General features: G+C 71.6%; 18 protein-coding genes. 4 read left to right on the forward strand and 14 right to left on the reverse strand.

The genetic code is table 11. The features are described 5' to 3' along the window. Positions 1-4: 4 nt before the first annotated feature. From B6R96_RS30160 to B6R96_RS30225, 14 genes are all read right to left on the reverse strand, one after another. Positions 5-1,273 (reverse strand): MFS transporter, encoded by a 1,269-nt coding sequence (locus tag B6R96_RS30160; RefSeq protein ID WP_237291549.1) that lies wholly within the window; start codon positions 1,271-1,273, stop codon positions 5-7. Then, a complete protein-coding gene (locus B6R96_RS30165; RefSeq protein WP_159396381.1) occupies positions 1,270-2,631 on the reverse strand; it encodes a hypothetical protein in 1,362 nt (453 codons plus the stop codon). The genes B6R96_RS30160 and B6R96_RS30165 overlap by 4 nt, the downstream gene beginning before the upstream one ends. Further along, the gene (locus tag B6R96_RS30170) at positions 2,628-3,539 is read right to left on the reverse strand and encodes an aminotransferase class IV (RefSeq protein ID WP_078626530.1); all 912 of its coding nucleotides are present in this window, start codon (positions 3,537-3,539) and stop codon (positions 2,628-2,630) included. Before B6R96_RS30170 ends, B6R96_RS30165 begins: the two co-directional genes overlap by 4 nt. Further along, the gene (locus tag B6R96_RS30175; RefSeq protein WP_081524168.1) at positions 3,536-4,609 is read right to left on the reverse strand and encodes an isocitrate/isopropylmalate dehydrogenase family protein; all 1,074 of its coding nucleotides are present in this window, start codon (positions 4,607-4,609) and stop codon (positions 3,536-3,538) included. Before B6R96_RS30175 ends, B6R96_RS30170 begins: the two co-directional genes overlap by 4 nt. Further along, complete coding sequence (locus B6R96_RS30180; RefSeq protein ID WP_081524169.1) at positions 4,606-6,633, reverse strand: LeuD/DmdB family oxidoreductase small subunit; 2,028 nt, start codon at positions 6,631-6,633, stop codon at positions 4,606-4,608. Before B6R96_RS30180 ends, B6R96_RS30175 begins: the two co-directional genes overlap by 4 nt. Beyond that, the gene (locus B6R96_RS30185) at positions 6,630-7,877 is read right to left on the reverse strand and encodes a GNAT family N-acetyltransferase (protein ID WP_081524170.1); all 1,248 of its coding nucleotides are present in this window, start codon (positions 7,875-7,877) and stop codon (positions 6,630-6,632) included. Before B6R96_RS30185 ends, B6R96_RS30180 begins: the two co-directional genes overlap by 4 nt. After that, a complete protein-coding gene (locus B6R96_RS30190) occupies positions 7,867-8,679 on the reverse strand; it encodes a class I SAM-dependent methyltransferase (RefSeq protein WP_081524171.1) in 813 nt (270 codons plus the stop codon). The genes B6R96_RS30185 and B6R96_RS30190 overlap by 11 nt, the downstream gene beginning before the upstream one ends. Continuing rightward, a complete protein-coding gene (locus tag B6R96_RS30195; protein ID WP_081524172.1) occupies positions 8,676-9,836 on the reverse strand; it encodes a LeuA family protein in 1,161 nt (386 codons plus the stop codon). Before B6R96_RS30195 ends, B6R96_RS30190 begins: the two co-directional genes overlap by 4 nt. Beyond that, positions 9,833-10,420, reverse strand: coding sequence for a hypothetical protein (locus tag B6R96_RS30200; RefSeq protein ID WP_030388241.1), 588 nt, complete (start codon positions 10,418-10,420; stop codon positions 9,833-9,835). Before B6R96_RS30200 ends, B6R96_RS30195 begins: the two co-directional genes overlap by 4 nt. Beyond that, positions 10,417-10,740, reverse strand: a complete 324-nt coding sequence (locus tag B6R96_RS30205; protein ID WP_030388242.1) for a chorismate mutase — start codon at positions 10,738-10,740, stop codon at positions 10,417-10,419. The genes B6R96_RS30200 and B6R96_RS30205 overlap by 4 nt, the downstream gene beginning before the upstream one ends. Beyond that, a complete protein-coding gene (locus B6R96_RS30210; RefSeq protein ID WP_081524174.1) occupies positions 10,737-11,672 on the reverse strand; it encodes a hypothetical protein in 936 nt (311 codons plus the stop codon). The genes B6R96_RS30205 and B6R96_RS30210 overlap by 4 nt, the downstream gene beginning before the upstream one ends. Next, positions 11,669-12,145 carry a GNAT family N-acetyltransferase gene (locus B6R96_RS30215; RefSeq protein ID WP_081524175.1) on the reverse strand — a complete coding sequence of 159 codons (477 nt, stop codon included), beginning with the start codon at positions 12,143-12,145 and terminating at the stop codon, positions 11,669-11,671. The genes B6R96_RS30210 and B6R96_RS30215 overlap by 4 nt, the downstream gene beginning before the upstream one ends. Further along, the gene (gene pabB, locus B6R96_RS30220; protein WP_237291550.1) at positions 12,142-14,151 is read right to left on the reverse strand and encodes an aminodeoxychorismate synthase component I; all 2,010 of its coding nucleotides are present in this window, start codon (positions 14,149-14,151) and stop codon (positions 12,142-12,144) included. Before pabB ends, B6R96_RS30215 begins: the two co-directional genes overlap by 4 nt. 408 nt (positions 14,152-14,559) lie before the next feature. Further along, positions 14,560-15,864, reverse strand: a complete 1,305-nt coding sequence (locus B6R96_RS30225; RefSeq protein ID WP_053704793.1) for an adenosylmethionine--8-amino-7-oxononanoate transaminase — start codon at positions 15,862-15,864, stop codon at positions 14,560-14,562. Between the two features lie 382 nt (positions 15,865-16,246). Here B6R96_RS30225 and B6R96_RS30230 point away from each other — a divergent pair, with 382 nt between their 5' ends. The 4 genes from B6R96_RS30230 to B6R96_RS30245 all read left to right on the forward strand — a co-directional run bounded on the left by B6R96_RS30230 (position 16,247) and on the right by B6R96_RS30245 (position 20,190). Further along, complete coding sequence (locus B6R96_RS30230; protein WP_053704792.1) at positions 16,247-17,476, forward strand: MFS transporter; 1,230 nt, start codon at positions 16,247-16,249, stop codon at positions 17,474-17,476. 111 nt (positions 17,477-17,587) lie between these two features. Continuing rightward, on the forward strand, positions 17,588-17,830 hold the full coding sequence (gene acpP / locus B6R96_RS30235; protein WP_030388248.1) for an acyl carrier protein: 243 nt from the start codon (positions 17,588-17,590) through the stop codon (positions 17,828-17,830). Then, the gene (locus tag B6R96_RS30240) at positions 17,830-19,011 is read left to right on the forward strand and encodes a beta-ketoacyl-[acyl-carrier-protein] synthase family protein (protein WP_081524176.1); all 1,182 of its coding nucleotides are present in this window, start codon (positions 17,830-17,832) and stop codon (positions 19,009-19,011) included. Before acpP ends, B6R96_RS30240 begins: the two co-directional genes overlap by 1 nt. A 15-nt stretch (positions 19,012-19,026) precedes the next feature. Next, positions 19,027-20,190 (forward strand): 8-amino-7-oxononanoate synthase, encoded by a 1,164-nt coding sequence (locus B6R96_RS30245; RefSeq protein WP_081524177.1) that lies wholly within the window; start codon positions 19,027-19,029, stop codon positions 20,188-20,190. The last annotated feature ends 25 nt before the right edge of the window (positions 20,191-20,215 follow it).

A 20,215-nucleotide genomic window follows, 5' to 3' on the forward strand; every position in this document is an offset into this window, starting at 1 on the left:
GTGGTCATGCGGCCGCGTCCCCGGCCGGCAGCCGAGGTGCGGAGGGTCTGACGGTCAGGCCGCGCACGCCGGCGCTGCACAGCGCGAGGCCGGTGGCCGTGACGACCAGTACGGCACCGGCCACCAGCGTGGTGTCGATGCCCACGTGGAGCGCGATCGGGCCGGCCGCCACCTCGCCGATCGGGATGGCCACGAACGAGCCGAGCGCGTCGTAGGAGTACACGCGGGCGAGTCGCTCGGGAGGAATGTTCTCCTGGAGGGACACGTCCCAGGCGACCGCGAGTTGTTCGAGCGCCACACCGTTGATGAACATCGCGACCAGCAGCAGCGCCGTGTGCGAGGTGGTCGCGAGGGCGAGCAGCGGCACCGCCTCGAACGCGCCGACGGCCGCCCCGATCCGCAGGGCGTGCCGGGGCTGGGTGCGGGCCGCGATGATGCCGCCCGCGAACGCGCCCGCCGTCTGTGCGGCGAGCAGCAGCCCCCAGGTGGTCCGGCCGAAGGACTGGTCGGCGAGGGTGGGCCCGAGGACCTGCAGTCCGCCGGCGACCACCGCGTTGATGACCAGGAACTGGAGCACCACGACCCACACCCAGGAACGGGAGGTGAACTCCGACCAGCCCTCCCGCAGTTCGGCCAGCGGCCGGGCCGGTCCGCCCGCCGCCGCCGGCGCCTTCGCCACCCGCAGTCCGGCGAAGCTCAGCCCCGCCAGCAGGAAGACCGCCGCGTTGACGGCGATGCCCCAGCCCGGTCCCGCGAAGCCGACGACGATCCCGCCGGTCGAGGCACCGAGCACCATGCCCGCGTTCACGGCCATCCGGACCAGCGCGTTGGCGGGCCGGATCATGTCGGACGGCACGGTCTGCGGTACGAGGGCGGCGGCCGCGGGCAGCGAGACCGCCGACACCATCCCGTTGATGACGCTGATGACGACCAGGACCGGGATCGACGCGAAGCCCAGCAGCACGCTCGCCGCGATCACCGCCTGGGCGAGCCCGGCGGCCACGCTCGACCCCTGGAGCACCAGCCGGCGCGGCAGCCGGTCCGCGATCACGCCGCCGAACAGCAGCAGCGCCACATTGGCCACCGACCGCGCCCCGACGACGATCCCCAGGTCGATCAGCGAGCCCGTCAGGTCGAGCACCGCGAAGGAGAGCACGATCGGGGCCATGGCGTTGGCGAAGTACGTGGCCATGCGGCCGCCCGCCAGGCAGCGGAAGTTCCGGTGCCGCAGCGGGTCGCGCAGCGTGGGTGCCCGGGTGCCGTCGACGCTCACTGCCGGACCGTCGGACTCTCCACGATCAGCACGCTGTTGGAGGCAGCGCCCTGATGCGTGTTGATGAGTTCACCGGGCTTGGGCGTGGCGTGCCGGACGTAGATGCCCGACAGCGCCCGGCCGTACATCATCGGTCCCAGCACGCAGGGCACGGCGGCGCTGCGGATCTCACCGGTGGTGTCGTGCGCGAACTCCAGGGCGACGAGGTCGGCTTCCACCACCCGCTGGAGGATGTGGTCGCCCGATCCGGCGGCCCGCAGCACCAGCTCCCGCCATTCCTCCTCGGTCACCGAGCGGCCCATGGTCACCCCGGCGCCCCCGTACCCGTCCCCGGGCTTGAGCACCAGGGAGGTCCGGTCCCCGCCGAGGGCATCGGCCGTCGCCATCGTGGTGTGCGGCACGTGGCGGCGTACGAAGTCCCGGTCGGCCGGGTCCAGCAGGTCCAGGTCCTCCCAGAGCCAGGCCAGCAGCCGCTTGTCGCTGACGGGGCTGGTCGCCTCCGGGGTGTACATCCGAGCCGTGCCCGCCCGCAGGGCCCCGCCCAGGGCGTCGAGCCCCGGGCCCGCCTGCTCGACGGGCAGGAAGAGCCGGAACACCCCGTGCACGACCTGCTCGCCGGCGCGCAGCCGCTGCCGGTCGTCGAGGGCCAGCCGGTCGAGCGGGTACCCGACGACGGTGATGCCGTGCGCCTTGCCCCGCTCGCCCATGGGGGCGAGGAAGGAGATGAAGTCGTCCAGGTCGGCCAGGTAGTCGAGGCCGTCCTCGCGGAAGACGGGGACCGCGAGCGTGCTGCCGTCGGCCAGACCGAGGAAGGAGACCAGCTCGGTGAAGAACGCGTCGACCGCGGACGGCGGGGTCCGCAGCGGGCCCACGGGCACCTGCGCACCGGCCCCGGCCGGATCGGCGTACACCTCCTGGAACTGTGCGGCGATCAGGTCGGCCTCGATGGCCCCGCCGATCGCCCCGTCGATGTTGAGCTCGACGACCTTGGGCACGCCGCGCTCGACCATCACGTCGGCGCGGAGGGATGTCAGCAGGTGCGGGCCCAGCGGCTCCGCCGGATCCAGCAGAGGGAACTGCTCCCGCGGCATGGAGAGGGCGGCCAGCAGCCCACCGGCCGTGGTCACCCGGCGCAGGCAGGCGTCGAGCACCAGGCCCGCCGCGCGGTCCGCCACCGCGCCGACCAGCTCGTACGCCTCGGCGCCCAGCATCAGGGGCCGGGTGGGGCACCAGGAGTCCGCGAGACGCGGCACCCCTGTGTGCGCCCGGCGCCAGTGCTCCCGGCCGAGCGCGTCGATCCGTGCGCGCACCTCCCCGGGGAGGGTGTCGTACAGATCGACGACGAGGGCCCCGCTCATCCCGCCGACACCCACTTCGCGTAGCCGGGCAGCAGCCCCAGCTCGGCCTGCCGGTAGGTCCGTACGAGCTCCGCCACCACCGGGTTGTCCGTGTCGAACACGGCCGCGTCCACGCTCCGTACGGGGCGCACGCCACCGGCGGTGCTCGCCACGCACAGCGCGTCGCAGGCCAGCAGGTCCGCCGGGGCCAGCGGGCCGCGGTCCACCGCGTACCCGAGGTCGCCGGCCAGCTCGATGACCGAGGCCAGGGTGATCCCGTCCAGTGCGGCGGGCGAGTCGGGCACCAGCAGGGTGCGGCCGCGCACCCCGAAGACGTTCTGCACGGTGCACTCGGCGACCGCTCCGGTGTCGTCCAGCATCAGCGCGTCGTCGCAGCCGCGCTGCTGGGCGTCCAGCCAGGCGATCCTGGAATTGAGGTAGCCGGCCGACACCTTCGCCTTGGTCGGGAAGGCGTGCGGGCTCAGCCGGGCCACCTCGGACAGGGCCAGCCGGGGCTGCTGCGCGCGGATCACCGCGTCGAAGCCCGAGACGTCGAAGGCCAGGACCGCCACCTGGGCCTGCGCGCCGGGCGCGGCCAGGCCGAGCACCCCGTCGCCGAGGAAGGCGAGGGGACGCAGGTAGGCCCGGCGCAGCCCGTTGGCGGTCAGCGTCTCGTGACAGGCGGCGGCGAGCTCGGCGGGGGACTGCGCGAGCGAGGTCCCCACCAGGCGGCAGGACTCGGCGAACCGGGTCATGTGCTCCTGGAGCCGGAAGATGTGGTGGCCCTCGTCCCCGGAGGGGAAGGCGGAGATGCCCTCGAAGACACAGAGTCCGTAGTGGAGGCTGTGGTTGGCGAGGGTCAGCGCGGTGTCGCCGGCGGGGACGATGCCGCCCTGCCACCACATGAGCTTCGCTGGTTCGTTCATCATCGGTCCTTGTCGTGCCGGGCGATCGCCCGGCAAATCAGATCGCCCACCTCGTCGGTGCGTGCGGTGCCGCCCAGATCGGGTGTCAGCAGGTCCCCGCGCAGTACCTCGTCGACGGCGCCTTCCACGGCGCGGTGCGCCGCGCGCAGCCCCATCCGGTCCAGCATCAGGGAGTAACTCATCACCGAGGCCAGCGGATTGGCCCGGCCCGTGCCGGCGATGTCCGGCGCGCTGCCGTGCACCGCCTCGAAGACGCCGAAGAACGAGGTGTCCTGGGGGTCGTAGCTCGCCGACGGCGCGACCCCGAGCCCGCCCGCGAGCATGGAGGCCTCGTCGCTGAGGATGTCCCCGAAGAGGTTGCTCGCCACCACCACGTCGAACCGGGCCGGATTGCGGATCAGCTCCATGGCCGCGGCGTCGACGTACAGGTGGTCGCACTCCACGTCCGGGTAGGACGCGGCGAGGGCACGGAAGCGGCCCTGCCACAGCGGGCCGGCGCTCGGCATCGCGTTGCTCTTGTCCACCAGGGTGAGCCGGTGGCGCGGGCGGGAGCGGGCGAGCTCGAAGGCGGCCGTGAGGGCCCGGTCCACGGCCCACCGGGTGTGCACCCCGACCTCCATGGCGACATGGCCGGGACGGCCGCCGCGGACCGTGCCGCCGGCCCCCACGTACACGTCCTCCGTGTTCTCCCGCACCACGACCAGGTCCACGTCCCCGACCTCGCGCACGTGCTTGAGGGGGCAGTGGGCCAGGGTGCGCAGCCGGACCGGGCGCAGGTTCACGCTCAGTTCGAGCTGTTGGCGCAGCCCGCCGATGATCCGGATCGCGTGCCGGTTGTCCGGTACGCGCGGGTCGCCGAGCGCGCCGAGCAGCACCGCGCCGTAGGCCCTGCCGATCGCGGGGATGTCGATCTCCACGTCCCCGTGCTCGAGGAACCAGTCGGCGCTGTAGGGCAGTACCTCGGTCTTCAGCCCCGTACCGAAGACGTCCTCGACCACGGCGTGCACCTTCAGCACCTCGGCCATGACCTCGGGGCCGATGCCGTCTCCGGGGATGACCGCGAGGGTACTCATCCGGCCGACGCCTCCGCCCGGACCTGCTCCCCGGCGTACGCCACGAGGCCGCCCGCGGTCAGCAGCTCGCGCTCGAACGCGGAGGGCGGGGTGATCGGTGCGGAGGTGCCCCGGGTCACGTTGACCAGTTCGCCGCGCTCGTCGTCGACGACCAGCCGGTCGCCCTCCCGGATCTCGTACGCGAAGTCCCCGACCTCGACCAGCCGCAGGCCGATGTTGAGGGCGTTGCGGAAGAAGATCCGCGCGAAGCTGTGCGCGACGACGAAGGGCGCGCCCGAGGCCTTGATGCCCATGGGGGCGTTCTCCCGGGAGGAGCCGCAGCCGAAGTTCATCCCGCCGACGATCACCGAGCCGCTCAGGTCGTGCCCGGCGGCCGCGTAGTGGTCCAGGAACGGCTGGTTGCCCGCGTGGGCCATGATGTGCTTCTTGTACTCGGCCGGGTCGGGTATCTGGCAGAAGACGCCCGGCAGGATCACATCGGTGTTGATGTGGTCGCCGAAGACCCAGGCCAGGCTTCCGGTGCCGGCCGCCGCGGCCGGGTCCGGCGCCGCCTTGGGCGCATCGTCCGCCGAGTCGGCCAGGGGCGCCCGTCCCTCGCGCGCCGCGTGGAGCGCGAACAGCTCCTCGATACCGGCGCGCACCGCTGCCTCGTCGGCGTAGTAGTCGCCGCGGTCGCCGATGGGGGCGAGCATGCCGGTCAGCGCCGCCCGCGCCGCGATGGCGGGACTGGCCAGGACGACACTGGCGTCCACGTCGCCGCAGCGGCCGCGGAAGTTGCGGTTGGAGGTGAAGATCGCGACCTCGCCCTTGCCGAGCACACCGGACTTGATGCCGATGCAGGGCCCGCAGCTGGAGGACTCCACGTAGCAGCCGGCCTCCAGCAGCACGTCGATGAGGCCCTCCTTCATCGCCGCCCGGTAGGCCTTCTGGGAGGCCGGGATGACGATGGTCCGCACCCCCTCCTTGACGCGCTTGCCCCGCAGGACGTCCGCGACGACCCGCAGGTCCTCCAGATGCCCGTTGGTGCAGGAGCCGATGAAGACCTGGTCGACCGGGATCTCGCCGTTCGCGTCGGCCCGCCGGGCCAGCGGCGCCACCCCGGTCATCAGGTCCGCACGGCCCTCGTACTCGTCCCAGTGGCGCAGCAGGTGCTGCAACTGGTGCGTGCCGACGGCGTTGTCGGGGGAGAACGGCAGCGCGACGGTGGGCTCGATCAGGCCCAGGTCGACGTCGATCACGTCGACGTACTCGGCGTCGTCCTCGTCGATGGCGAAGGTCGGGTAGGCGACCTCGTCGCCCAGGTAGTCGGCGAGCACCCCGTCCGTGGGGAACAGGCCGTACTTGGCACCCATCTCCACCGCCATGTTGCTCAGCGACAGCCGGTCGGTGATCGCCAGGGAGGCGAGGCCGGGGCCGCCGAACTCCAGGCTGCGGTAGACCGCGCCGTGCACCCCGATCAGGCCGCACAGGTACAGTGCCACGTCCTTGCCCTGCACGTGCGGGCGCAGGCTCCCGCGGAAGCGGACCAGGGTCGCCTCGGGCACCCGCATCCAGACGCTGCCCCGGACCAGCGCCATGGCCAGGTCGGTGGAGCCGATGCCGGTGGCGAGGGAGCCGATCGCGCCCGCGGTGCAGCTGTGCGAATCGGCGCCGACCGCCACGTCGCCGGGGCGGATCAGCCCCTGCTCGATGAGGATCTTGTGCTGGATGCCGCCGTCGTAGCCGACGTCGAAGACCTTGATGCCGTGCTCCCGGGCGAACCGGCGCAGCTCGACGAGGATCGAGGCCATCGAAGCGGTGTGGGTGGGGACGACGTGGTCGAAGACGAAAGCCGTCCGCTCCCGCTGTGCGGCGAGGCCGGCGGCGATGTACTCGTCGCTGAAGCCGGAGTCCCGCAGGATGTCCAGGGCCCACTTGACGGTCATCTCGCTGCCCCAGCACAGGTCGAACGGCAGGTCCACGACCTCGCCGGTGCTGACGGGACGGCCGAGTTTGTGCTCGAAGAGCTGGCGTACGAGTGTCATCGCAGAACGCGTCCATCCTGGTTGCCGAGAAGCTGTTTCTTGAGGCAGTCGAAGACGGCGACGTACGGCTCGATCCGCCGCTGCGCCGCAGGTGAGGAGAACCGGATCCAGCCGCGCACCGCCGCCGGACGGCAGCCGCGCAGCCGCTTCGCGTCCGCCGAACCCATGCCGTAGGCGATGCGGTGTGCGTCTCCGCCGACAGCCAGTTCGACGAGGTGGTAGAAGACGAGGTTGAAGTAGGAGTAGGTGGCCCCGACGGCGGCGTCGTCGAAACCGAGGAACTTGGGGTGCAGGACGCCGCCCGCCTCGAGGCACAGCAGGAAGCCGCCGAAGTCGGCTCCCTCCGTCTCCTCGCGGCGCACCACGTACAGCGCGGGACCCAGTCGCGGCGCGGCGACGAGCGCGGTGAACAGCCGCTCCATCGCCGCCCGGTCGACCGGCAGCCCGTACTTCTTCTGCTGGCCCTCGGAGAGTTCGGCGCAGCGGGCGAGCACCGCCGGGTCCGGGTCCGTGATCCGCTCGACCCGCATCCCGCCCTCGGCGAACTTGCGGATCTCGGCCCGGGCGACATTGCGGCGCTTGCGTTCCAAGGTGCCCAGGTACTCCTCCAGGGAGGTGCTGGGCCCGGTGTCGAGGTCGTACTCCAGGTCGGAGAGGAACTCCAGGTAGCCGTGGTCGGCGAGGGCGCGGTGCAGGTCCTCGTCCGCGCCGGACTCCCACAGGAAGGACTGCGAGGGGACCGCCTCGTCCCGGCAGAACGCCTCGACCCCGCTCAGCAGTTCGCCGATTGCGGCCCGCCGGTCGATGCCCGGCAGCGTGAGCACCCCGCTCGCGTACCCGTAGGGACTGGTCATCACGAGCGCCGGATAGCCGGACGCCCGCGTGTGGCCGGCCTCCGTGCGCACGACGGCGGCGAGCAGGGCCGCCGCCTCGGCGGACTCCTGCGGCGACCGGTCGCGGCCCAGGGCCTGCGTGAGGTGGTCGATCTCGTACTCGCCGAAGAGCGCACCCGTCGGATCGTGGTACGGGAAGGCGTCCGGGTCCCGGACCAGCAGACCCTGCACCGCGGCCACGGTCCGCTCCCCGTCCCGCAGCAGGAACAGGACCAGCTCGAAGCCGAAGCACTCCTCGACCGCGCTCAGCCAGTCGTGGGAGAGGTACACCTGCGCCGGGGGGACCAGCGCGTCCCACTCCTCGCGGCCCACATCCGCCGCCGACCGTACGACGACGACCTCAGTTCCCACGGACGTCCACGCCCTTCGTGGCGACCGCGATCAGGCGCTCGGCCCGGTGGTCGTAGGGCCCGCCGTCGTAGTCCCCGTGGAACCGCACGTCGGTGAAACCGGCGGCCCCCAGCATGTCCCGCAGCTCGCCGGCGCTGTAGAGGAACAGCGTCATCGAACCGGTCGCCGCGCGCGAACCCTCGATCGAGTACCAGTCGCTGCGCAGCCGGGTCCAGTCGTCGAGCACCGTGTCGCGCTGCACGAGCACCTTCCCGTCCCGCTCGGAGAGGGACACGCGCTCGTCCAGCCTCGCGAGGATCTCCTTGCCGACGACGTCGATCAGCAGGGTCCCGCCCGGCGCGAGGCTGGCGTGGGTGTTGCGCAGCACCTGCACGTTGTCCTCGTGCCGGTCGTAGTACCCGAACGACGTGAACATGTTGACGACGGCGTCGAACGCCCCCGGCTCGGCGAAGCCGAGCATCTCCGCCTCCACGAACCGGGCCTCGACGCCGGCCTCCCGGCAGTGCGTCCGGGCGCGCGAGAGCAGCGGGGCGCTGAGGTCCACCCCGGTGACCGCGTGGCCCGCGCGGGCCAGCGGCACGGTGAACAGGCCCGGCCCGCAGCACAGGTCGAGCACGCGCGAACCGGCCGGGAAGCGGAACAGCGGGGACCCTTCCACGATGCGCACCGCCTGCGCGGCACGCTCCGGGGAGAAGAGGTGCGGATAGAAGTCGTTCCAGAACGCCTGGTCCTCGAACCAGGCGGAGGAGTCCCGATCCGATGCCTGTTCCTGTGCCTGTGCCTGTGCCTGCTCCGTGCTCATACCACCAGGGCCGTTCGCTTGCGGTGGATCTCCACGACCTGCGCCTCGGTGACGCTGGACTTCGACAGCACCGAGACCTCCTTGACCTCGCGGAGCACCGCGCCGAGGACCTCGTCGTCGTACGCGAGCCCGTGGGCGTCCAGGACGTGGGCGATGATCCCCTTGCCGGAGTGCTTGCCCATGACGATCCGCCGCGTGTGGCCCACCAGTTCGGGCCGCAGGGGCTCGTAGGCGGTGGAGTCCTTCATCACCGAGGACACGTGCAGCCCCGACTCGTGCGAGAAGGCGTTCCCGCCGACGATCGGCTTCATCGGGCTGACCTCGATGCCCGACAGGCCGGCGATCAGCTCCGACATGGGCCTCAGCCGCGACAGGTCGACATTGGTCTCGAACCCGTACAGCTGGGTGAGGGCCACCGTCACCTCCTCCAGGGAGGCATTGCCCGCCCGCTCGCCGAGCCCGTTGATGGTGCACTGCACCTCGTCCGCGCCGCCCAGGATGCCCGCGACCGTATTGGCCGTGGCCAGCCCGAAGTCGTTGTGGCAGTGCAGCGAGAGCGTCACGTGGATCTGCGAGCGCAGCCGCTGGATGAGCGCCCGGAACGCGTCGGGGGTCGTGGAGCCGACCGTGTCCGCCACGCCGACCAGGTCCGCCCCGCTCTCCTGGGCCAGTACGAGGACCTCCTCCAGGTAGTCGTACGAGGTCCGGGTGGCGTCCTCGGAGCCGCAGCCGACGTACATGCCGAGGCCCTTGGCGTAGGCGATGCCGTCGGCCATCTCCCGCTTCAGCCGGTCGCGCACCGCGCTGTCCGTACCGCCGAACTTCACCCGCATGTGCACGTCGGACGTCGGCACGAAGGTGTAGATGGAGTCGGCGCCGCACGCCCTGGCGAGATCGATCTCGGCGCGGTTCGGCCGGCAGAACGCCACCACACGGGCGTTCAGGCCCAGCTCGGCCATGCCGCGCACGGCGTCCTGGTCGGCCTGCGAGGAGGCCGGGAAGCCGGCGTCGATGACGTCGACGCCCATGTCGTCGAGGAGACGGGCGATCTTCACCTTCTCCTCGACCTGGAAGGCCACTCCGCAGGTCTGCTCACCGTCGCGGAGCGTGGTGTCACAGACGCGGATCTTCCGCGCCGGGGATTCGGTCCCGCTCATGCGCCCTCTCCCAACAGGTACTCGCGGCACTTGGTGCCGATCACTTCGCCCGAGAACCTGGGACGGCGTCCGTAGACGACCCAGGTGGTGGTCACCGCGCCGATGTAGCGGTCGAGGCGCAGCGCGCCGTTCGACTTCTCCAGGTACTCCAGGTGCGTCAGGCCGGACTCGTAGACCCCGGCCAGCAGCTCGGCGCCCACGACGGGCTTGGACGCCACGGGGACGACCTCCTCCCACTGCGACACGTCCACGTAGCCGGCGGTCGCCGGGACCAGGCCCAGCGACCTCGGCCGCTCCACGTCGGCGCGGCTGAGCAGCACCAGTTCCTTGGTGGGGTAGACGAAGGTGTCCACCACGTGGACCTCGCTGAAGTATCGCTCGGTGAGCAGGTGCACCTCGGGGTGCGCGCTGCACTGCACGAGGTAGTCGGACTCGCCGCGGCGCACCCGCTCGAGGCCCTCGTGCAGGTCGATGGTGAGGTCGATCTTCGCGTCGTTCTCGATGCCCTGGAACCCGAAGTAGTGCTGGAGGGCGTTCTCGTGGCAGCTTCCCTCGGGACCGAGGGTGGTGAAGGTCAGGGTCATCGCAGTGCCTCCGCGCCGGCGGCCGCGGGAGCGTCGATGATCTCGTCCTCCAGGCGGCACGCCTCGTCGATGAGCAGGGTCGCCAGTGAGCGCATGAAATCGGGTGACAGGTCCAGCCGTTCGCCGCGGGCCGCGTACGCCTCGCGGACCGCGGCGACCCGGTTCGGCTGCATCATCGGAATGCCGTTGGCCCGCTTGACCTCGGCCACCTCGCAGCAGATCGCCAGGCGCGCCGCCACCAGTTCGGCCAGCTGCTGGTCCAGTGCCTCCAGCCGCTCCCGGAACGGCTGGAGCAGGCTTTCGGGAGTAGGGTTCGTCACGAGGCCTCCAGGGCCAGGGCGCGCGCGGCGCCGCGCAGGGACGGGATTCCGTATCCGCCCTCCTGGACGAAGACGGTGGGCAGCCGCTGCTCGGCGATGAGCGCGGCGACGGGCCCGAACACCTCCGGTGCGAGGGTCCAGGAGCCGTGCGGGTCGCCCGCGAGCACGTCGTAGCCGACCGAGACCACCAGTGCCGCGGCCCCCTCACGGCGCAGGTGCGCCAGGGCGTCGGCGACGAGCGCCAGGAAGTCCTCCTGGGCCGGGTCGGACCGGATGCCGAAGAGACCCGGCCCCGGTTCGAAGGTGTACGGGAAGTCCTTCGGGTCGCTGGAGTGCACCGAGGCGAACGGCAGGGTGGGATCGCCCTGGACGAGGGCGAGGGTGCCGTTGCCCAGGTGGTAGTCGACGTCGAGGATGCCGACCCGGGCCACTCCCTCCTCCTGCAGGGTCCGGGCGGCGACGACGGCGTTGTTGACGAAGCAGTAGCCGCCGTACCAGCCGGGGCCCGCGTGGTGGCCCGGGGGCCGCACCAGGGCGTAGCTGTTCTCCCCGTCGCGGGCCGTCAGCTCGGCCGCCCGGACCGCCGCGGCCGCTGCCCCCAGCGCCGCCGGCCACACCCCGCGGGTGACCGGTGTCTCCTGCTCCAGGCCGGGGGCCGAGAACGCGCTGTCGAGCACCGACTCGGCGCCCTCGGGCACCCCGTGGCGCAGGTGGTCGAGCAGCTCCTTGTCGTGCACGGCGCCCACCAGCCGCTCGGCGCGGGCCAGGCTGTCCTCGCCGAGCGCGGCGGCGACCGCGCCCCCGTCGAGCAGACCGGCCAGGATGTGGTGGATCCGCTCGGGGATCTCCTTGCTGGCCACCTGGGCACCGGACGGCTCGACCGTGAACGGCAGCGCCGCGGACTCCTCGGGTATCACCACATGCAGCGTCATGACAGATCCTTGATCACGCGCGGGCCGATGACGCGGAAACCGGAGCGCTCGTAGAACGCCCGGGTCCGCGGGAAGGAGGGGAACTGCTCGCCGGGCAGGCAGACTTCGACCCGCCGGACCCCGTCGGCGGCGCACAGCCCGTCGAGGGCCTCCAGCAGCAGGGCGGCGACGCCGCGGGAACGCAGCGCCGGCTCCACCCACAGCTCCTGGACGTGCCGGTACGGCGCGGCGAGCCGCAGGGCGGTCTGGGTCGTGTACCCCAGTACGCCGACCACGCGGCCCTGTCCGTCCCGTGCGACCAGCACCCCGGAGCCGTCCCGGCCGGCGATGGCCGCGTCCACGGCTCCGTCCAGCCCGGGGATCGTGTGGGTGTCGTCCTGGCGCAGCTCCCGCAGGAGGGTGGTGACCGCCTCGGCGACGGCCTGTGCCTCCTCCGGCTTCGCCGGACCGGTCTCGAATTCGAGCGTGCTCATCCCTGGTACCTCGCAGCCGTTCCCGATGTGGCCTCGTGGAGCTCGTCGACGCCCAGGACCCGCAGCAGCGCGCGGGCCTTGAGCCGTGTCTCCTGGAACTCCTCCTCGCCGTCGGAGAGGACGATGAGCGCCCCGCCCACGCCGATGCGCACGCGGTTGCCCTCCCAGACGATGGTGCGGATGACGATGGACTGGTCCGCCGCCCCGTCGAAGCCGAAGAACCCGAGGCTGCCGGAGTACACCCCGCGCTCCTGCGGCTCCAGTTCGTCCAGCAGCTCCACCGTGCGCTTCTTCGGCGCGCCGGTCATCGAGCCGCCGGGGAAGAGCGCCTCCACGCAGTCGACCGCGCCGCGGTCGGCGCGCAGCCGCCCGCGCACCGTGGTGACGAGCTGGTGCACGGTGGCGTACGACTCGGCCGCCATCAGCTTGGGCACGTGCACCGTGCCCGTGTCGCAGACCTGGCCGAGGTCGTTGCGGAGCAGGTCCGCGATCATCAGGTTCTCGCTGCGGATCTTGCGGTCCGTCTCCAGGGCGGCGCGGGCGGCCTCGTCGGCCACCGGGTCGGCGTGCCGCGGAGCGGTGCCCTTGATCGGCTTGGCCTCGACCTCGCCGCTGCCCGCCACCGTGATGAAGCGCTCCGGCGAGGAGCTCAGCAGCGAGCGCTCGCCGAGGCGCACGTACGCGGCATAGGGCGCCGGATTGGTCGCCCGCAGCCGCAGGTAGGTCTCCAGCGGGTCGGCCTCGCTGGTACCGCTGATCTGGTACGTGTAGCAGGCCTCGTACGAGTCGCCGTCCCGCAGCCACTGCTGCACGGTGTCGAAGTGCTCGAGGTACGTCTCCCGGTCGACGCCGGGCTCCAGCACGGCCGGTGCGGTCTCCCGCCGGGGCCGCGGCACCAGGGGGCGCCGCGCGAGCGCGCGGACCTCCTCGCACCAGGCGTCGTGCTCCTCGGCGCAGAGCCCCACCGTGATCAGGTAGCGCCGGCCGGCCTCGTGGTCGTAGGCGACGAAGCGGTCGACCCGCAGCAGCTCCGCGTCCGGCCGCTCACCGCTGCCGGGTCGGCCGATGCCGACGCTCCCCTTGATGCCGTAGCCGAGGTAGCCGAGGTAGCCGCCCGCGAACGGAACGGGCGAGGCGCCGGCCGCCACGGGGGTGGTCGCGAGCCCCGCCCGCAGGTGCTCGAAGACCGTGCCGGAGAGGCGTTCCATGGCCTCGTGGGTCTCGCGTTCGACGATGCCGGCGCCCGCGTAGGCGCGGAGCACCTCCAGGCCGTCCCCGGCGCAGGCGCCGAGGTAGCTGTAGCGGCCCATCCCGTACGCCGTGCGCGAGCTGTCGAGCCAGAAGCTGTACGGGCTCTCCGCGAAGGCGCGCAGGAACAGGCCCTCGGTGTCGAGTTCGACGTCGAGTTCGCTCCAGCGGAGCGTGGGCGTGACGCCGAGGAAATTGGCGATGATCTCCTCGCCGTACTCGCTGTCCACCGACTCGGGGTGGAACTGCACCCCGTACAGGGGCCGTTCGCGGTGCTGGAGGCCCATCAGCAGCCCGCCCTCGGACCAGGCCGTCGCGACGAGGTCCGCGGGCAGCGGCTCGGTGACGGTGAGGGAGTGGTAGCGCACGGCCCGGAAGCCCTGCGGTACACCGGCGAAGACACCGGTTCCGGTGTGGGTGATCGCACTGGTCTGCCCGTGGACGATCTCCGGCGCGTGCCGGACGTCGCCCCCGAAGGCCAGCGCCAGGCCCTGGTGTCCGAGACAGACGCCGAGGACGGGCACGGTCGCCTGTTCCAGGAGGTCCCGGCAGAGCCCGAAGTCCTCGTCCCTGGCCGCGGTGCCCGGGCCCGGGGAGATCACGACGTGGGTGAAGTCCTGTCCGAGCAGTTCGTCCGCCGTCGCCTCGTCGTTGCGAACGACGACGGGAGGCACGCCTGCCACCTTCCATATCAGCTGGAAGAGGTTCCACGTGTAGGAGTCATAGTTGTCTACGAGAAGGATCCGCAGGTCTATCACGATGTGGTCGAGCTCCTTGATGGCCGGAACGGCCTTTTGGGCACAGTGATCCGGCTGACCGACTTTTCTATCGGTGGTGATTCATCGGTGATGTGAATCGATGGCGCTGAATTGAGCGCACGTCGGCATGCCCGGGCGGATGCGCATGGCTATGCGGATGAAACTGACATTTTCTAGCCCCCGTAATGTCTGTCACAGCTCGGATCATTCAGGGCGCACGTTGTGCTCGTGTGGCCGGTGCGCCGGTCCGAGAAGGTCGTTCCAACGTTCGATGCTAGCCATGCCGGGCCGAATATGCATCCCCGTGTGACCCAACCCACTTGCCACCTGCGGGAACGCGGTGAGTTGTTACTCGAGTCAGTTGGCGGAGCATCAGAACGGAATGCTGCATTCAGTACTGAGGGCGCATCAGCCCGCCTCCACGGCTGCCAGGACACCCTCCGCGATCCGGGCCAGATCCTTGTCACCGGTGATGAACGGGGGCATGGTGTAGACCATGTCGCGGTAGGGGCGCAGCCACACTCCCGCGCGCATCGCGGCCCGGGAGGCCGCGGTCACGTCCACGTCGTGGTCGAGCTGGACCACGCCGATGGCGCCGAGCACCCGTACGTCGACCACGCCCGGCAGCGCCCGGGCCGGCTCCAGGTTCGTCCGCAGCTCCGCCTCGATCCGCTTGACCTGGGTGCGCCAGTCGTCCCGGATCAGCAGCTCGATCGAGGCGACCGCCACCGCGGCGGCCAGCGGGTTGCCCATGAAGGTCGGTCCGTGCGCGAGGACGGGAAGCTCGCCGCGCGAGATGCCCTCGGCGATCCGCGGGGTGCAGAGCGTGGCGGCCATGGACAGGTATCCGCCGGTCAGGGACTTGCCCAGACACATCACGTCGGGGGTGACGCCGGCGTGGTCGGCGGCGAACAGCTCACCGGTGCGGCCGAAACCGGTCGCCACCTCGTCGAAGATCAGCAGCACGTCGTGGGCGTCGGCGAGCTCGCGCAGCAGCCGCAGGTAGCCGGGGGAGTGGAAGCGCATTCCGCCCGTGCCCTGCACCACGGGCTCCACGATCACGGCGGCCAGCTCGTGCGCGTGCCGTTCGAAGAGTTCGGCCAGGTGGGCGGCGTACTCCTGGTCCACGCCGGCGTCGAAGCCGGCCGGCGGGCGGTCCGCGAACACCTGGTCCGGCAGCAGGCCCGCCCAGGCGCTGTGCATCCCGCCGTCCGGGTCGCACACGGCCATCGTCTGGAAGGTGTCGCCGTGGTAGCCGCCCCGCCAGGTCAGCAGCCGGCGCTTCGCGGGGCGGCCGAGGGAGCGCCAGTACTGCAGGCACATCTTGACCGCGACCTCGACCGAGACCGATCCGGAGTCGGACAGGAAGACGTGCCGCAGCGGGTCGGGGGTGATCTCGACGAGCTTCGCGGCCAGCCGTACGGCGGGCTCGTGGGTGATGCCGCCGAACATCACGTGGCTCATCCTGCCGAGCTGGTCGCGCACGGCCTCGTCCAGGACCGGGTGTCCGTAGCCGTGGACGGCCGCCCACCACGAGGACATGCCGTCGATGAGTTCGTCGGAGCCCTCGGCGGGCCGCGCCAGCCGCAGCCGGACGCCCGAGGCGGACTCGACGACCACCGGGTCGGTGCGCCCCGGCATGGGGGCGTAGGGGTGCCATACGTGGGCCCGGTCGAGGGCGACGAGTTGCTCGGGGTCCAGGGGCGGCGGCATGGCTGAAGACATGGGATCCGAATCCTCCTGACGGTTCGTCCTCTTGGCGGCGCTTCGCCGGAATCGGGCGCCGACAAGCGGTCCGAATATAACGACCGGCCCGATTCATTCAAGCCACATCTACTCTTGGGGAGTGGGGATTGACTTGAAATCGACTTCCCTTCCTGATCAAGTCGTCGGCAGAACAGCGCTTTTCGGCCACTGATCGGGGTGATCGCCCTCACGTTAATGCCGTTATTGTCGTGACTTGATTGCTGGTACGTTGATCCGAACAACCCCGTTCGTAAAGTCGGTTCACGAGACCGGCTCGACCTGAAAGGGGAGCTGGAAAAATTCACGATCCTGACATGCGTGATCCCGCGCAGGGTCCCCGGGAGGCGTCATGCCCCACAAGGTGATTCTGGCGCTTCTCGCCATCGGCTCCTTTGCCGTCGGCACCGACGGTTTTGTCATCAGTGGGATTCTTCCGCGTATCGCCGGGGAACTGGACGTGTCCGAACCGGTGGCCGGACAGCTCGTCACGGCCTTCGCCCTGAGTTACGCGATCAGTGCCCCGGTCCTGATGACCCTGACCGCCGGCCTGTCCCGGCGGGTCATGCTGCGCGGCTCGATGCTGGCCTTCCTGCTCGCCAACGTGCTGGGCGCCGTCGCCCCCACCTACGGGGTGCTGATGGCTGCCCGGATCCTGGCCGGGATCAGCGCCGCGCTCTACATGAACACGGCAGCGGCCACCGCGACCGCTCTCGCGGGGGAGCGGTACCGCGGCCGGGCGGTCTCCCTGATCATCGGCGGGCTCACCGTGGCCACCGCGCTCGGGGTGCCCGGAGGTACGCTGGTCGGGCAACTCGGCAGCTGGCGGCTCACGTTGGCGCTGGTCGTGGTGCTCGCCGTGCCCGTGTTCATCGGGCTGTTCCTGGTGCTGCCCGCCGTGCCCCAGCCGCCGGTGATCAGCATGCGGGACCGGTTGCGGATCGGCGCACAGCGTCCGGTGCTGCTGTCCGTCCTGGCCAACCTGTTCGCGGTGGCGGGCTGTTTCACCGTCTTCACCTATCTGGCCGCCTTCACCCGGGCCACGACGGGCATGGACGACGCGCAGGTGAGCATCGTCCTCCTGGTGTTCGGTGTGGCGGGCGCCTTCGGCAATGCCGTCGGCGGCCGGCTCAGCGACCGCATCGGCGCGGAACGCACCTTCACCGGTGCGGTGTCGGGCGTCGTGGTGTCGATGGTGCTGCTGGCCGTGCTCGCGAGCTGGTTCGCCTCCGGATCGACGGTCGTGGGGCTGGTGTTCCTCGCCGTGACCGTCCTCTGGGGCACGCTCTACTGGGCCGAACCGCCCACCGCCATCCACCGCGTGCTCGACCTGGCGCCGACGGCGCCGAGCGTGGCCATCTCCGTCAACAGTTCCGCCTCGTACCTCGGCGTGGCCCTGGGCGGCGCCGTCGGCGGCGCCGTGCTCGACCGGCTCTCGCCGGCCGCCCTGGCATGGGCGGGCGCGTGCCTGGAGCTGATCGCCCTGGCACTGGTCGTCCTGCCGAGAACGTCCGCGGCCCGCAAGGGCCGGGCGGGACACGTGCCCGTCGGCCCGCTGCCGGAGCCCGCACGCGAGGTGTGACCCGGTGTGATCTCCAAGACTTCCGGCTCCGGGCGCCGACACGGCCGCCCGGAAGCCGGGGAAGCAACAACCACAGATAATTCATCTTATTTTGGGGGAGGTTGGCCACCCGTGGCTAACGACGACGTTTTCGACCGCCTCACCACCTGCACGGTGGACGTCCTGCAGGTCAAGCCCGAGTCCGTGACCCCGGACGCGAGCCTGACCGAGGATCTCGGCGCCAGCAGTCTCATCCAGGTGGAGCTGGTCATGGCCATCGAGGAAGAGTTCGGCATCTCGGTACCCGACGAGTCCGTGGAGGAGATCCGGACCGTCGACGACCTGCACCGACTGATCCTTTCGCTGGTCGCGTGATGAACGGCAAGGACAACGGGGGACGTCGCGTCGCCGTCACCGGCATCGGTGTCGTGAGCGCCTGCGGCACGGGGGCGGAAGCCTTCTGGGAAGGCCTCTTCCGGACACCGCCGGACGGCCACCGGGAACTGGCGGACTGGGATCCGTCGCCCTGGATGGAGGTCCGCGAGGCCCGGCACACCGACCGGTTCACCCAGTTCGCCGTCGCGGCCGCCGACATGGCCCACCGCGACGCGGGCCTCACCGAGGTCGACGCCGAACGCAGCGGGGTCGTCGTCGCCACGGCCCTGGCCGGCGTCAGCACATTCGAACGGCAGAGCGTCATCCACCACGAGCGCGGCGGGCGCCGGGTCTCCCCCTTCCTCGTGCCCATGATGATGGCCAACGCCGCCGCCGCGACGGTGGCCATGCGCCAGGGCTGGCGGGGCCCGTGCGAGAGCCTGGAGACCGCGTGCGCCGCGGCCACCCACGCCATCGGGCACGCCGCCCGGATGATCGCCGACGGCACCTGTGACCGGGTGCTCGCCGGGGGCACCGAGGCCGCCATCACACCCACCATCGTCGCCGGATTCACCAACATGCGGGCCCTGTCCTCCACCGGCCGCACCCGCCCCTTCGACACGGATCGCGACGGCTTCGCCATCGCCGAGGGCGCCGCGGTGCTCGTGCTGGAGGACTGGGACACGGCGGTGGCCCGCGGCGCCACCCTGTACGGCGAGGTCCTCGGCTCGGCCAGCACGGCCGACGCCCACGACATCACCATGCCCGCCCCCGGCGGCGGCGAAGCCGCCCGGTGCATCCGCCTCGCCCTCGAGGACGCGGGCGTGCGCCCGCAGGACGTAGGGCAGATCAACGCCCACGGCACGGGCACCCTGCGCAACGACGAGGCGGAGACCAACGCCATCCTGTCGGTGTTCGAGGAGTGCCCGCCGGTGACCTCCACCAAGGGGGCCACCGGCCACGCCTTCGGCGCCGGCGGCGCGCTGGAGGCCGTCGCAGTGCTGCTGTCCATGCGGCACGGGAGGATCCCGCCGACCGTCGGCCTCACCACCGTCGACCCGGCGCTCGCCGTGGACGTGGTCACCGGCGAGGGCCGCACGTGGCAGCCCGGGCCGGCCCTCACCCAGTCCTTCGGATTCGGCGGCCACAACGGCGTCCTTGTCCTCGGCCCCGCCGGATAGGTTCGGAGCGAAGCGATGGCAGCAGAGCGAAAGAGCGATCCGCACGACGTGTTCGCGTGGATCGACGACAGCACCCGGCGCCGGGACCGGGCGGGTCTCACCCGCCGGATCCAGGTCCGCGGCCCCCGGCCGAACGTGATCGACTTCGGCGGCAACGACTACCTCGGCCTCACCCGCCACCCCGACGTGGTCCGGGCGGTGGCCGACGCGTCACTGACCTGGGGCGCGGGGTCGACCGGGTCCCGGCTGGCGACCGGAACCACCGAGGTCCACGCCGAACTGGAGCGTGAGCTCGCCGAGTTCAGCGGAGCGGAGGCCGCACTGGTCTTCTCCTCCGGCTACCTGGCCAACCTCGGCGCGGTGACCGTACTGGCCCGCCCCGGCACGCTCATCGCCTCCGACGCGTTCAACCACGCCTCCCTGATCGACGGCTACCGGCTGTCGGGCGCGGACGTGGCCGACGTCGAGCACGCCGATCCGCAGGCGCTGGAGCGGGTGCTCGCCGCGCGGGAACAGCAGCGCGCGGTGGCGGTGACCGAGTCGGTCTTCTCGGTCGACGGCGACCTGGTGGACCTCGGGGCCGTCCTCGAGGTCTGCCGGCGGCACGGCGCGGGCCTGCTCGTCGACGACGCCCACGGGTTCGGCGTCATCGGCGCGAAGGGAGAGGGCGCGGTGGCCGCCGCCGGGCTGGCCGGCCACCCCGACGTGGTCACCACCATCACCCTGTCCAAGTCCCTGGGAGCCCAGGGCGGCGCGGTGATCGGCCCCCGCCGAGTGATCGACCACGTCATGAACATGGCGCGGAGTTTCCTGTTCGACACCGGGCTCGCCCCCGCCTCCGCCGCCGGAGCCCTGGCGGCGCTGCGGGTCCTGCGCGCCGAGCCGGACCGACCGGCCCGGACCCGCGCCGTGGCGGTCGCCCTCGCCGAACGCCTGGCGGCCGCCGGACTGCCGGTGACCGAGGCGCAGGCCGCGGTGGTCTCCGTACGCGGGCCCTCCGCGGCGCAGACCGCGCAGTGGGCGCAGGACTGCCTGGACGACGGCCTCAAGGTGGCGTGCTTCCGCCCGCCGTCGGTGCCCGACCGGTTCTCCCGTATCCGGCTCACCTCCCGCGCCGACCTGACCGAGGCCGAGATCGACCGGGCGATCGACGTGGTGGTCAAGCACAGCCCCTGGTGAAGCAGTTGCCCCGGGAGTCCGGGGC

The organism is Streptomyces sp. Sge12 (assembly GCF_002080455.1).
In the GTDB taxonomy this organism is placed as follows: domain Bacteria; phylum Actinomycetota; class Actinomycetes; order Streptomycetales; family Streptomycetaceae; genus Streptomyces.

Excerpts from the sequence above, each read along its gene's own strand:
- B6R96_RS30165 (WP_159396381.1), bottom strand. The coding sequence starts at position 2,631 with ATGAGCGGGGCCCTCGTCGTCGATCTGTACGACACCCTCCCCGGGGAG.
- B6R96_RS30170 (WP_078626530.1), bottom strand. The coding sequence starts at position 3,539 with ATGATGAACGAACCAGCGAAGCTCATGTGGTGGCAGGGCGGCATCGTC.
- B6R96_RS30175 (WP_081524168.1), bottom strand. The coding sequence starts at position 4,609 with ATGAGTACCCTCGCGGTCATCCCCGGAGACGGCATCGGCCCCGAGGTC.
- B6R96_RS30180 (WP_081524169.1), bottom strand. The coding sequence starts at position 6,633 with ATGACACTCGTACGCCAGCTCTTCGAGCACAAACTCGGCCGTCCCGTC.
- B6R96_RS30190 (WP_081524171.1), bottom strand. The coding sequence starts at position 8,679 with ATGAGCACGGAGCAGGCACAGGCACAGGCACAGGAACAGGCATCGGAT.
- B6R96_RS30195 (WP_081524172.1), bottom strand. The coding sequence starts at position 9,836 with ATGAGCGGGACCGAATCCCCGGCGCGGAAGATCCGCGTCTGTGACACC.
- B6R96_RS30200 (WP_030388241.1), bottom strand. The coding sequence starts at position 10,420 with ATGACCCTGACCTTCACCACCCTCGGTCCCGAGGGAAGCTGCCACGAG.
- B6R96_RS30210 (WP_081524174.1), bottom strand. The coding sequence starts at position 11,672 with ATGACGCTGCATGTGGTGATACCCGAGGAGTCCGCGGCGCTGCCGTTC.
- B6R96_RS30215 (WP_081524175.1), bottom strand. The coding sequence starts at position 12,145 with ATGAGCACGCTCGAATTCGAGACCGGTCCGGCGAAGCCGGAGGAGGCA.
- B6R96_RS30225 (WP_053704793.1), bottom strand. The coding sequence starts at position 15,864 with ATGCCGCCGCCCCTGGACCCCGAGCAACTCGTCGCCCTCGACCGGGCC.
- B6R96_RS30230 (WP_053704792.1), top strand. The coding sequence starts at position 16,247 with ATGCCCCACAAGGTGATTCTGGCGCTTCTCGCCATCGGCTCCTTTGCC.
- B6R96_RS30240 (WP_081524176.1), top strand. The coding sequence starts at position 17,830 with ATGAACGGCAAGGACAACGGGGGACGTCGCGTCGCCGTCACCGGCATC.
- B6R96_RS30245 (WP_081524177.1), top strand. The coding sequence starts at position 19,027 with ATGGCAGCAGAGCGAAAGAGCGATCCGCACGACGTGTTCGCGTGGATC.